Source organism: Terrimonas sp. (assembly GCF_003075435.1).
GTDB lineage: Bacteria > Bacteroidota > Bacteroidia > Chitinophagales > Chitinophagaceae > Agriterribacter.
This window is the reverse complement of sequence record NZ_QCZJ01000051.1, coordinates 1-11969: the sequence shown is the minus strand read 5'-3', so window position 1 is coordinate 11969 and position 11969 is coordinate 1. Positions and strand designations below refer to the sequence as shown.

The following is an 11969-nucleotide window of genomic DNA, read 5'->3' as shown; positions in this document are numbered from 1 at the left end:
TCAGATAAAAGGATTATTCCTAAGAAAAATACACGCAGTGACTTTTAAAGGATTTTTGATAAAACTGGTGATGTTTATTCTAGCCTTTACACTCAATAAAATTACCGATTAACTAGCAACTTGAATTAATTAATTTTTTTTAATGACGATTTCTATATGGAGATACAGTCACCTGGCTTTGGCTGTATCTTCCTGTATTTTTATAGCACTCGCTTCTATAACGGGTATTATACTTTCGTTTGAAGCGGTAGACAACAAAATTCCTTCCTATGAAGTGCAGGGATTTAATACTATTACGCTCGCAGAATCTCTTCCCGCACTTAACAAAACGTTTTCAGAAATTACAGAAATAAATGTTGACGAAAAGCATTTTGTAACACTGAAGGGGTTTAATGATGACGGGGATGAGATAAATGCATATATAGATCCGCGAACCGGTAATATACTGGGTGCGCCAGAAAAGCAATCTGATTTTTTTAAATGGATTACAGCGCTTCATCGTTCTTTGTTCCTGCATGAAGCAGGACGTTTTTTTATCGGCTTAACTTCTTTCCTTTTATTATTGATTGCCTTGTCGGGAATAATATTGGTTGTTCAGCGGCAGCATGGACTTCGCCGCTTTTTCAGTCGGGTGGTTAAGGAATATTTTGCGCAGTATTATCATGTAGTATTAGGCAGATTTTTACTGGTCCCTGTCTTGATCATAGCAATTACAGGCGTTTGGCTATCATTGGTACGGTTTAATGTTTTTTCTGAAAAGCAAATTGTACATACAGTAGAAATACCTGATGAATCCGATGTACCGGAACAGGAAGACATATCAGGCTTCGCCATCTTCAAAAACACAAAGCTTGCAGATACACGCAGCATTATGTTTCCCTTTGCAGGCGATCCTGAAGAATATTACCTGCTCAAACTAAAAGACCGTGAAATAGCCGTAAACCAATTTAACGGCACAATACTTAGTGAAGCGCCATACTCTTTTACCGCTTTCCTTACTAACCTTAGCTTAAATCTACATACCGGGAGGAGCAGTATAATATGGGCGATAGTGCTTGCCATTGCATCTGTTAATATTTTATTTTTTATATACTCCGGGTTTACCATAACGCTTAAGCGGAGGCGCGGACGCATTCGTAATAAATATAAAGCTGCTGAAGCCAAATATATTATTCTTGCAGGCTCAGAAAATGGTAGTACACTCCAGTTTGCAGGCGCCATACACAAACAATTGCTGACAAATAATCAAATTTCTTTTTTGGGTGAGCCTAACCAGTATACTGTTTTTCCTGAAGCGGAACACCTGCTGATATTTACCTCAACTTATGGTTTGGGTGATCCGCCGGATAACTCCAAACGATTGCTGCAGCTTATTGAAAAGCATAAACAGCTTCAACGGATAAAAATTTCGGTAATTGGCTTTGGTTCGCATGCCTATCCTGATTTTTGCGGATTTGCAAAGCAGGTAGATGCAGCGCTGTCGCTGCAACAGTGGGCAATAGAAACAGTGCCCCTGCATACAATAAATGATAAATCGCCGGAAGAATTTATCGCTTGGATCAGAAACTGGACTGATAAAACAGGAATAAGGTTAGATACAACGCCTGCCTTTTACAGCCAGTCGCAAACAGGTTTGCAAAAAATGATTGTGTTGGATAAGACTGCCATTTCTGAAGCTGATTCCACATTTATTATTACGCTTCATACCGGGTTGAGAGGGAGTTTCACATCAGGAGACCTGCTTGCCATTTATCCTGCAAATGATGCAAGGGTACGTTTTTACTCTATTGCAAAAATTAAAAATAATATACAGTTGGTGGTGAAACTGCAGCCCGGTGGCTTAGGTTCTGAATTTTTATACAGCCTGAAGCCCGGTTCGGCTATACGTGGCCGTATTATACGCAATGCTGCCTTTCATTTTCCTAAAAAAGTGCCGGCGGTAGTAATGATAGCCAACGGAACAGGTATAGCGCCTTTTCTCGGAATGGCGGAGCAGAATAAAAAGACAATCGAAAGCCATCTGTATTGCGGGTTCAGGAAGGAAACGCCGGTAATACAACAGTATACCCAAATGACCAGTACGTTTATCCGGCAAAAAAGACTCCATCATTTTTATATTGCTTTTTCCCGTGAAGGAAATAATTGTTATGTAATGGATCTGATAAAAAAAGATGCTGATTTTTTTGCTGATCTTCTCCGCAGAGGTGGCGTAATAATGTTATGCGGTTCTCTTGCCATGCAAAAAGATGTGGAAGCCACACTGAATGTTATCACTATCTCTAAAAATGGAAAAGATATTGCCTGGTATAAGATGAACGGGCAGGTGGTTGCGGACTGCTATTGAGACATGGAGCCAGGGAACAGGTTAAATCAACTTTAAAATAATTGAACCAAGCAGCCGACCGGTATATAGCGTATTTTTTTGTGCAGTTACTTTATCTACAACAGGCAGTGTCCGTTTTTATATCAAACTTCTTTATCCTTAGTCATTAATCATGAACCATCAAGGCAGCCTAAATTAAAATCTGCTTTTCTACTTTCAGGTATTTCGGTTTTAAAAAAATAAAAATTATGCCCCATTATTGTATCAAGAATATTGTTGAAGATTTAATTTGGAATTTTAATTATAAAATTTCCTTTACTGTCAAAAAAGGAGCCGTTTTCATCCAAAATAATTTCTTCGTCCAACGAATAAGTCTGTAGCTTTTCTACAAACTCCTGTGTGAACTTCTTGTATAGCTCATTTGGCTGGGTTATGCCTTTGTCTTGCATTTCTTTCCTTGTAGTGTAAATGTCAAGATAATGTCTTACATCAAGATTCTTCATTTGTCAATTTAGTCCTTCTTCGCTAACTCTCTATTGAAATGTAAGGGTCTTGTAAAACTACTGCCGACGAACAGGGTTTGCTGCTGTGTTGGAATTTATATTCGTCAGCCCGGAACTGAAGCTGAATAGACAAAACAAAAAGCCGAGCATATATTCATAGCACCGCCATATAGCCAAGCCGCCTGTTGTAGGCAGTTTTTATTGCGGAATTTCTTCCACTAAAATTTCATTTCCTGCTTTGTCATAATAAGTACAGGTCATTTTGTCCATACAGATTTCCCATTTTTCAATGCCATAATCCGAACACATTTTAATAAAAGTCAGAAAGTCCGTTTTGCCTTGTTGATGAGCAATTAACTCGGCTTTAAATTCTTCATTCTTTGCAGTGTCAGCAACTATCAACGGGTCATACTTTGCAGGCACTTTTGCAGTATAATCGTTTCCACGGTGATAGTCAATATGTCCGTCTGTAACATAAGCTTCGTAATGAGTAACACCTAACGACTTTATTTCTTTGATGTAAGCAGGAAAGTCTGCACCTGATTTTACTTTGCTGTGAGCCACTTTGACTTGTTCTACTGTAAACATTTTTTCTTGATTTTTAATTGTTAAACGATTTATTGAATTACACGCAACCATAATGCTTAGACCTGCGACAATGATTGTTGATTTTAAGATTTTTTTCTCATTGTCTTTTTGCTTTCTGATTACGATGCAAAATTGCAATACTTAAAATCCCTGTAATTGTAAAAAATCGTTTTTCTACAAGAAGCGTTTAAATTTTTCAGGTGTTTCGCCCGTGAATTGTTTGAAATCTTTGATGAAGTGAGCTTGGTCAAAGAAGTTGTTTTCGTAACAAATTTCTGTAAGCGACTTTGTTTCGCTCATATTGTCAAGAACCGAATTGAAACGAACAATGGAAGCAAATTTTTTGGCAGTCGTTCCTACCACTTTTCTAAATCGTTTTTCAAATGGGCTTTGGCTGATGAATAATTTTTCGTTGAGTTCTTTCACTCGGATTATTCCTTTACTTTGATAAATAAGTTTAACCGCTTCAATAATTAGTTTATCGGTTTTAATGTCTTTAAGTTGAGATAGTAAAAACTGTTCAACGACTTTTATTCGTTGGCTGTCGGTCGTTGCAACTATTAATTTATCTTCAACTTCTTCCACTTTGTTTTTGTCAAAAATGTCGCCAAGCGAAAGGCTTAAATTAAAAAGTTCGTTGGCTGGATGCGAAGCAAAATGCGTAAAACCAATTTCGGTAAAGTAAATTAAAATCGTTCCGATGTCAGGCGAATTTTTAAAGACTTTGTAGCCGTCAGAAATACCTGTGATTCCTGCTGATTTCAGTTTGTCTTCTGTATTGTTCTTTATCGTTGCAAGTTGCCCTCTGTATTGGAAACCGATAACCAAACCCGAAGACGGAAATACTTTATATTCACTTTCCAATTCATTCTCCGACACTACAAAATATTTGATGTAGGGTTTTAGTTTTTCTGTCGGAAAATGTTTGTCAAATTTCATTGGTATGTCTGTTGGCGTGAATTTCGGTAAAATTGCCTACAACGGTACGGTTTGGCAATGTGGCGGAATTCCGTGATTCGTCTGCCTGTAACCGATGCTAAATATATAACTAAAAGTTCATTGTTTATTCTACAGCTCTATTTATGACGTCCCGGCCGGAACTACAGATAATAGCCAAAAAAGCCGAGGACATATTCGTCGCGTCGCCATATTGCCAAACTGAATGTTGTGTGCTGTTATCTTGTCCCCACCAATTTTTTTGTCAAGCCAACAAGAATGTTTATAAGAAAAGCAAGTTGGCCAACTAAAAATAAAACTACGAGTGGCAAAAATATTTTTACCTCCCGCTCGGTGTCTGACTGAAATGTTTCAAATGATACAAAATCCCTTTTTATTGGCGGAATGAGTTTGTCATGCCAAAAGTTAGCCGCGAGTAATGCAATCAAAATGAAAATTGTCACCAAAACATGAACCCATGTCAAAAAGCGTTTCCAAAGAATTTTGCTGGTTAACATATAGATTGCCCAAACTAAGAGGAAGGCAATCCCTAAAGCCCAAATAAAAAATATCGTTGAAATGACGAAGTAGGTGTCATGCAAATGAAGGTCTATGCTTTCTCCCCAAGTTATGAATGAGAACACAAACAATAAGATTGCTATCAGCAAAAACAAATGGAAGGGGCAGTTTGAAATTTTAGTTTTAAAGCCTGTCAACATAAGCAATTTATCTGTTTGACTATCTGCCTGTCACACTTACACAAATTTGAATTTAGGAATTGATGGCACACAACGGTTTGGGTATTGCCGAAGGCGGGATCTTGGCAGTCCAAAAGTTGATATAAGATATAAAGTTTCCAAGTTATTCGTCAGTCGAATAGAATTCTGTCAGCCCCACTTTTGGCAATACCTTGTTGTGTGCCGTTTATTTTTGTTTATTAATGACCATTCAAAATCTCCTAAATATACATTGTTATGTTTTTCTTCTCAAAATTTTCACAATGCGATTATATACAATTTCCGATATCGTCCATGTATTTTCGCCACTTGTATTTACAAACTGAATTACCACTGCATCAATATCCTTGTGATAACGGGCAATACTCTGATATCCGGGTAATAGACCGGTATGTTCATACATATAAATGGAAGAAAATAAAGTCTGCTCTTCTTTATTTAATAAAGAGCCGTCATTTAATGCTCTCAAGAAAATACCCACATCCTGTGCTGTTGATACCATTGAACTGCCCGGCGACACAAAATCAAGCATCTTTACATCCTTATCATAATGAGAATCGTATCCACTAACTATATCAGCCGTGTCCACCTCACTCATCAGACTAAATGTGTGAGTTAATGAGAGGTGTTCCAAAATTTCGTTTTTAATATATTGTTGGTGGCTATAGCCTAATATTTTATCAAGTATTTTGCCAATTAACAGATAATTTGTATTGGAATATTTGTAGCGGCTGTCAGGCTTAAATTTCGAGTGTTCATCTAATACCAGTTGTAGTACTTTGTCCACATCAGTTGGTGGTTTGTCCCAGGGAAACTCAGGGTCATCAATCCAATCAGGAATGCCACTACGGTGTTGTAATAACATTCTCAAAGAAATCCTGTTTGCATTTTCAATTCTATTTGCAAGTTCAGGTAAGAGTTTAGCAAGGGTGTCATTAAGCGATAAACTTTGACTATTGATTAACTTGGTAGTAGCAGCAGCTATATATAACTTACTGATGCTGGCAATCTTGAATAATGCTTGTGGGTCGGCGGACACTTTATTTTCCTTATTTTTCCAGCCAGCAGTGTAAAATGCTGGTGGCTTACCTGATTGATCTACATACACAATAATGCCATCTAATTTATAGTTTATTGCATTATTTGCTTGCTCCTGAATGGTATCTGGTAACGGTGTCAGCCATGCCCTTACTATAATCCAAGGGATAAATATCAAGGAACAGATTATTGCAATAATTGGCATGATTATCTTTAGCAGTCGTTTTCTTTGTTTCATTTTTTAAGTCAATCAGTGTCAGTATGAATTATGTTTCAATGGCACACAACGTTCGGCAGCTTTGCGTTCGGCAGGGCATTTGAAAAACGTCCAGCCCGGAACTGCTGCCGATGTAAGATACAAAAGTTGAAAATATATTTTATTGCTCATTAGCGTTCGGTCAGCCGGATATGTAGCTGATAGTAGTACTATGATGAGGACTTATTCGTCGCCCCCTGCTGACGCAAAACTGTTAGGCGCATTACATGTTTGAATCCCAATCATTGTGGTCCTCCAAAAGCCGATTCTTATAAATATCTTGCCAGTCAATATAGAATTTCGTTATCGGAAACTTGCGTGAATTTTCTTTTCTCCAAGTCAAGTGTACAATTGCATATTTTGAACGTCCATTAAGCACCTCAAACACAACATCGTCTCGGTCAGTACGATTGGCAATTGCTCGAACTTTTTTCCAATTAAGTGGATGAAAAAAACTAACTTCTTTTTTCAGTTCTGTTTCATAGAAAGAAGGATTTTCAATTGACTGCCATGGTTTAAGCAGTTTTTTGTCTGCATATGCTGCTACTTCGTCGCTAACCATTCGCATAAATATTTTTGAATGGTCAATTGATAAAATCAAAATGCTATGAGACTTTGAGGGAACGTCGTCATATTTCAATAAAGCGATGATGCCATTTGACGGCTCTTTTATTACGTCGTTGCTTTTTAATCCGCTAGCAAGCTTTTCAAATTTTAAAGTTGTGTCAGACTGATAAGGTGTCCAATCGGCGTCCAAATACCACATGTCTGACATGATATTTGTTACCATACCAATAGTTTCACCATTCCATATAATTAAACCTGAGTCTATCATTTGGTTGCGCCTAACGTTCGAGGCTTGCCGCAGGACTGGTATTTTATAACTGTCAGCCCGGCAACTGAAGCCGATTTGAAAAACTGAAGTTGAAGTTAACAACTAAAAGCCAAATAGAATTCGGTCAAGCCTGATATTAGCTGATAGTAGTACAACTGCCGATTGTTTTTCCGACCGCCAGCCTTGTGGCAAACCTTTTGTTAGCGGCATGGCTCGTCAATGCTCAAATTATTTTTTATAATGTTTGTCAAACTCTTTAAATATTTCTGAACTGTACCAGTCTTTTTTGGGACTCTTTGTATTGTTCGGGTCAAGAAGCCTTGTCTTACAATATTTTTTATTTTTCATCAATGGCTTTCTAATTGCATGGTAAGAATTGTTTTCAATAAAATTCGTGTAGCGTTTTCTTAAAGCAGCCGTAAGTTTGGCATAATCATACGGATAGTTTTTTAATGCATCTTCCTCCTGGACATTAATTTTTATTGCGTCTGGGTCGGTTGAATAGTTTACAAGCAAACTTTCCGTTGATGTTGATTTTACAAACTTCGTTTCTAGTTTTAGAGAAATGTTGAAATCCTTGCTTTCATCTGACGGCGATTGTTTTTCCTTTTCAGATATATACTTCAATAAGTTTTCAATTTGCTCTTTATTACTATTTATAGAAAAACTTTTTATTGCTTCAAACTCATGAAAAAAAGTCATTGGCATTAAAAAGAAATTATAAATCGATAAATCATAATTGAACCATTCTGTAATGAGTGTCAAATAATTTTTTAATGAAGCCGTACCAATTTCAAACACTTTTTTACTTAAGTAGAGGTCTGCATGTTGAAAATGAATAGCTGTGTCTCGAATTTCCATTAATAAAAAGATGTTCTCTTTTACAGCTTGGTCTAAATTAATTGGAGGCACTTCACAAAGAGAAAGACATTTCGGGAGTCCAATTGTCTTTGGATTTTTACTTCTGTTTAATTCAGGTGTAAGAGTATTGAGTTTGTTTCCTTTCTTGCCAATTTTATTTACCAAAATATATATTGACTTTAAGTCACCTTTATTTTCACTAATAATCTTTGCTTTAAGTAACAGCTCCCACGAATTAATCATTAAAATAGAGAAAGTCTCTTCCCGATATTTAAAGTCGGGCTTGTTGTAGATTTCAATCTCTGAGAGGGCTGCACTTATAGATTTGTCAACGAAAGATTTATGTTTAGGATGTTTCATTTAGTAGGGTGTCTTTTGAGCTTGCCGCTAACGGGAAACGGCTTGGCGATAGTGCGGGCAAAGGTGAACGAAAAGTTCAGTTTTGCACGGACGGTAGCCAATGCTGTTTCCGTTTGCTAACTTACGAAAAAAAGCAATAAGGAACAGCAATTGGCGGAATAGAAATCCAAAAGTTGAGCCTATGATGTTCAGCCCGCATTTCGCCAAACCGATGTTAGCCGTTCGTTGTTTTTTTACATTAGTCCGGCGTTTGCTCCGGATATAGTTGCGATAAAATAATTTGCGGCATAGACACCAAGTAAAAGTAACAACTTGTCTTTTGGTTCTTTATCATTCGTAATATCATAGATAATGTCATACTTGCAATAAAAATCTCTCCAATTAAATTTAGGTTCAAATTGAAGTACATTTTGTTGGTTTTTATCTTCAAGTATCATTTTGCTTTGAAAAAGTCCGCTTAATTTCAGGGCATATTCTCTTTCGTCCTGAAATGTGATGATGATTTTCCCATTCCAACTCATTGAAAGGCTGGCTATTTTATTTCCATCTTTTGTTACCGAAACGCTTGTTCCGAAAAAACCTACTGGTGCTAGTTTGTAAGTTTCGGTATTGGACATTTTAATTTCTGCTTTCAGGTAAAATGGTGTTTCATAAATCAATTCTCCCAATAACTGGTCGTTGTCTGAAAGTAGAAAAGTTTTTTTGTCTTTTGAATGTGCATTCATTGTTATGATATTTTTGAGTTAATTAAAATCGCTTTCTTCTAATTTAAAAAATTCTTCAACTGGTGTTCCAAAGACATAAGCCATTTTTAATGCCAAGAGAGTAGAGGGAACAAATTTTCCTGTTTCAATGGAGTTCATTGCCTGCCTTGAAATGCCAATTTTTTCAGCTAACTCGGCTTGTGTCCAATTCTTTTTCGCTCTTTCAACTTTTATGGTATTTTTCATCTGTATTTACGTTTTGAAATGAATAGACCAATTAAATAGAACAAGAAAAACAAAGGGAAAACGTACAAATAACTGAAATTGTCCAAGCCAAGATTTTCTACCAAACCTACCAACCCCAAAACCATAACCAAAAGCAAAGACAATGCAAAAGCAATGGACACTGCTTCTAATTGTATTCTGATTTGAACTTCATCAAGCAATTTTATACTTTGTATAAACTTTACTGTATAAGTTCCGAACAAGAGAACATTAACAGAAATAATCAACAGAGAGATTGGTACAGATATAGAATATTTGGATAAATAATACACACTAACGGTGAAGCAAATCGCAAATACTAATGCCCAAAGCACACTAAATAAGCTCATTTTTTCTTTCATTGTAAGTCAATTAAAATTTCCACAAAGATAATAATAGTTTTCAAAATGTCAATTATATACGACATTTTTTTGCGAAAATTTTAGAAGAGAATGTATAAGGGTGTCAGATGTGAGAAAAAGGAATTTTCTGTGTCTTGTTTTGGGAGTTCGAGAGCGTTGCAGTACAATGACGGCTAACGAACAGGGCTTTGTGCAGGTGGGGAATTAGCATTCCTTCTGTCCAGAACCGAAGTTGAATTTATAGATTAAAGTTCATTGTTTGTTCTCTTGCTGATTATTGTTCGTCACGCTGGAACTACAGCCGATGATTGCAAAAAGCTGATGGCATATTCGTCGTGCCCCACTTGCACAAAGCCGCTTGTTGGGCGTAGTTTAGTTTTAGTGTCGTCGGCTTCCAACAATCGCTTTATTAAGATCTAATTCCTTTGCCAAGCTGTTTGTGTTGTTTATTATTTTTTCTTTTAAGTCGTCAATCTCATCCGTCTCTTGTCTGCTCAAATCAAGAAAATTTGACTTTCTTTTATTTCTGTTTGCATTGCAGATTTGCAAAATGTGTGAAATGAGAAATTCAATTTCGTGCAGTTTGCGTCTCACGTTGTCATTATACTCTACAAGTGCCTTTGCTCTTATGCTTTCTCCCTTGACTTTTCCTGTAGTAATGAGCTCTTTTACTTGATACAATCTATCAGCCATTTGATCAAAGCTTCCTTCGCAAAGGGTGTAATCCCTTATCGCACTTCTGTTAATTGTGTCAAACACAACGTCGAAGCAGTGTTTGTCATCCAATGGACTTAAACTGTTCCAAGGTACTTGTCGTTTTAAGATGTCATACAAATCATCAAGCTGATTACTATTAGCGAACTTTGCCAAGTTGGTTAGATATTCAATGCCGTGAACAGAAACATTTGGTATTTTTAATTTTGTCGCTTTTACAAAACCAATGACGATAAGTTGCTTGTATGATAGCGAATGCTTATTATAAGTTGCTATTGTTTTATCAACTTTTCTTTTGTCTGCGTTAGTTGTCACTTGAACGGCGATGCCTTTCTTTGCAGAAACTAAATCAACCGCCGGATAGTTATGTTGGATTGCGTTGACGTTTACAAACTTTTCATCTGGCTTTTCAAAAACGTTTAAATAGTTAGTGATAAGTCTTTCAACGTCAAAAGTTAGGTCTGTAAACGAATTGTCAACGTATATCTGTACATACGTCTTCAGGAAAGCTAACAAGTCATGAATTTCGTTTCTCTTTTGCAGGTCTGTCATTAGTAATGGTTATGAAGAATTACGCCCAACGATAGCGGCTTGGCGATGTGGTGGCATTTGAAAATCGTCTGCCCGTAACTGCTGCTTATTAAAGTTATAAATAATTGATGATAAGAACTACAGCCCGGCGTTATTCGTCGGCTGGAAATGAAGCCGAATAATGAACAAAAAGTTGAGCATATATTCGTCGCCCCGCCATATTGCCAAACCGCCCTGTTGTAGGCAGGCATTCAGTCAACTCGTTTAAGATAGTATCGTCTTTTATACCAATGCTTGCCAAAAATTAAGTATTGTCTGCGTTTTGAATAGCCAAACTGCTTTTTGATTACTCGTCCAGAAGTGTCGCAAACAAATAACTTCTCGTGTCCTATTAAATATTTTTCAGGACTACCTAAGTGTTTGTTTGTTGATAGTCCAGAACTTAATAAAACTGCTTCTTTGCCATACTTTTCATATTCGGAAGTGTCAGGCTTAAAAGGTTCATGGTAAAGAATGACATATTTATTGTCAATCTTGTAGTGCCCATTGGATGTGTCAAACATCATGTCGCCTCTCATTCGATAGCCAAACGTAGAGTCAGGATTTAAATTAATTCTTGTGCCGAAAAAACCATGAACAGCGAAGTTTGAGCTATATGTCCCTGTAATATTTTTTGTCGACCTACAAGAAATTAAGTGAAATGCAATAAGTACAAAAATGAAAAATATGGGCTTTGTCACTTGAGTTTTTTGTCTTGATGCAGAAGTAAGCAAGTTTACACACTGTCACATTTGAAATTAAACGCTGTTTAAACTGCTTGCCTACAACGGTCACAGCTTTGCGTTCGGCAGGGCATTTGAAAAACGTCCAGCCCGGTACTGCTGCTGATGTAAGATACAAAAGTTGAAAATATATTTTGTAGTTCATTAGTGTTCGGTCAGCCGGATATGTAGCTGA

General features: G+C 36.8%; 13 protein-coding genes and 1 pseudogene. 2 read left to right on the top strand and 12 right to left on the bottom strand.

The annotated features are described in order from the left end of the window. Both DC498_RS26870 and DC498_RS25450 read left to right on the top strand, forming a co-directional pair. A pseudogene (locus tag DC498_RS26870) lies at positions 1–112 on the top strand (IS982 family transposase); the annotation flags it as partial. 30 nt (positions 113–142) lie between these two features. Continuing rightward, the gene (locus tag DC498_RS25450) at positions 143–2344 is read left to right on the top strand and encodes a PepSY domain-containing protein (RefSeq protein WP_116876942.1); all 2202 of its coding nucleotides are present in this window, start codon (positions 143–145) and stop codon (positions 2342–2344) included. A 263-nt stretch (positions 2345–2607) separates the two neighbouring features. Here DC498_RS25450 and DC498_RS25445 read toward each other — a convergent pair whose 3' ends face one another. The 12 genes from DC498_RS25445 to DC498_RS26475 all read right to left on the bottom strand — a co-directional run. Continuing rightward, complete coding sequence (locus DC498_RS25445) at positions 2608–2826, bottom strand: hypothetical protein (RefSeq protein ID WP_116876941.1); 219 nt, start codon at positions 2824–2826, stop codon at positions 2608–2610. A gap of 198 nt (positions 2827–3024) precedes the next feature. Next, positions 3025–3414, bottom strand: a complete 390-nt coding sequence (locus tag DC498_RS25440; RefSeq protein WP_116876943.1) for a DUF1398 domain-containing protein — start codon at positions 3412–3414, stop codon at positions 3025–3027. A gap of 174 nt (positions 3415–3588) precedes the next feature. After that, on the bottom strand, positions 3589–4353 hold the full coding sequence (locus tag DC498_RS25435) for a helix-turn-helix domain-containing protein (protein WP_116876940.1): 765 nt from the start codon (positions 4351–4353) through the stop codon (positions 3589–3591). Between the two features lie 236 nt (positions 4354–4589). Further along, complete coding sequence (locus DC498_RS25430) at positions 4590–5069, bottom strand: hypothetical protein (protein ID WP_116876939.1); 480 nt, start codon at positions 5067–5069, stop codon at positions 4590–4592. 253 nt (positions 5070–5322) lie between these two features. Further along, the gene (locus DC498_RS25425) at positions 5323–6363 is read right to left on the bottom strand and encodes a serine hydrolase domain-containing protein (RefSeq protein WP_116876938.1); all 1041 of its coding nucleotides are present in this window, start codon (positions 6361–6363) and stop codon (positions 5323–5325) included. A 241-nt stretch (positions 6364–6604) separates the two neighbouring features. Then, positions 6605–7171: a hypothetical protein gene (locus DC498_RS25420; RefSeq protein WP_165813964.1), complete on the bottom strand. Its 567-nt coding sequence runs from the start codon at positions 7169–7171 to the stop codon at positions 6605–6607. Between the two features lie 273 nt (positions 7172–7444). Next, positions 7445–8437 carry a DUF3644 domain-containing protein gene (locus DC498_RS25415; RefSeq protein WP_116876936.1) on the bottom strand — a complete coding sequence of 331 codons (993 nt, stop codon included), beginning with the start codon at positions 8435–8437 and terminating at the stop codon, positions 7445–7447. 233 nt (positions 8438–8670) lie between these two features. Beyond that, the gene (locus tag DC498_RS25410) at positions 8671–9162 is read right to left on the bottom strand and encodes a hypothetical protein (RefSeq protein ID WP_116876935.1); all 492 of its coding nucleotides are present in this window, start codon (positions 9160–9162) and stop codon (positions 8671–8673) included. An 18-nt stretch (positions 9163–9180) separates the two neighbouring features. After that, positions 9181–9387 carry a helix-turn-helix transcriptional regulator gene (locus DC498_RS25405; RefSeq protein WP_116876934.1) on the bottom strand — a complete coding sequence of 69 codons (207 nt, stop codon included), beginning with the start codon at positions 9385–9387 and terminating at the stop codon, positions 9181–9183. Continuing rightward, complete coding sequence (locus DC498_RS25400) at positions 9384–9767, bottom strand: hypothetical protein (RefSeq protein WP_116876933.1); 384 nt, start codon at positions 9765–9767, stop codon at positions 9384–9386. Before DC498_RS25400 ends, DC498_RS25405 begins: the two co-directional genes overlap by 4 nt. 378 nt (positions 9768–10145) lie before the next feature. Then, the gene (locus DC498_RS25395; protein ID WP_116876932.1) at positions 10146–11033 is read right to left on the bottom strand and encodes an SMEK domain-containing protein; all 888 of its coding nucleotides are present in this window, start codon (positions 11031–11033) and stop codon (positions 10146–10148) included. A 660-nt stretch (positions 11034–11693) separates the two neighbouring features. Continuing rightward, positions 11694–11969 (bottom strand): hypothetical protein (locus tag DC498_RS26475; protein ID WP_206197749.1); only part of this gene is annotated, 276 nt, incomplete at its 5' end.

What these genes read in the sequence shown, in the direction of transcription:
- DC498_RS25445 (WP_116876941.1), bottom strand. Translation starts at nt 2,826, where the DNA reads ATGAAGAATCTTGATGTAAGACATTATCTTGACATTTACACTACAAGG.
- DC498_RS25410 (WP_116876935.1), bottom strand. Translation starts at nt 9,162, where the DNA reads ATGAATGCACATTCAAAAGACAAAAAAACTTTTCTACTTTCAGACAAC.
- DC498_RS25420 (WP_165813964.1), bottom strand. Translation starts at nt 7,171, where the DNA reads ATGGTAACAAATATCATGTCAGACATGTGGTATTTGGACGCCGATTGG.
- DC498_RS25450 (WP_116876942.1), top strand. Translation starts at nt 143, where the DNA reads ATGACGATTTCTATATGGAGATACAGTCACCTGGCTTTGGCTGTATCT.
- DC498_RS25405 (WP_116876934.1), bottom strand. Translation starts at nt 9,387, where the DNA reads ATGAAAAATACCATAAAAGTTGAAAGAGCGAAAAAGAATTGGACACAA.
- DC498_RS25440 (WP_116876943.1), bottom strand. Translation starts at nt 3,414, where the DNA reads ATGTTTACAGTAGAACAAGTCAAAGTGGCTCACAGCAAAGTAAAATCA.
- DC498_RS25395 (WP_116876932.1), bottom strand. Translation starts at nt 11,033, where the DNA reads ATGACAGACCTGCAAAAGAGAAACGAAATTCATGACTTGTTAGCTTTC.
- DC498_RS25435 (WP_116876940.1), bottom strand. Translation starts at nt 4,353, where the DNA reads ATGAAATTTGACAAACATTTTCCGACAGAAAAACTAAAACCCTACATC.
- DC498_RS25425 (WP_116876938.1), bottom strand. Translation starts at nt 6,363, where the DNA reads ATGAAACAAAGAAAACGACTGCTAAAGATAATCATGCCAATTATTGCA.
- DC498_RS25400 (WP_116876933.1), bottom strand. Translation starts at nt 9,767, where the DNA reads ATGAAAGAAAAAATGAGCTTATTTAGTGTGCTTTGGGCATTAGTATTT.
- DC498_RS25430 (WP_116876939.1), bottom strand. Translation starts at nt 5,069, where the DNA reads ATGTTGACAGGCTTTAAAACTAAAATTTCAAACTGCCCCTTCCATTTG.
- DC498_RS25415 (WP_116876936.1), bottom strand. Translation starts at nt 8,437, where the DNA reads ATGAAACATCCTAAACATAAATCTTTCGTTGACAAATCTATAAGTGCA.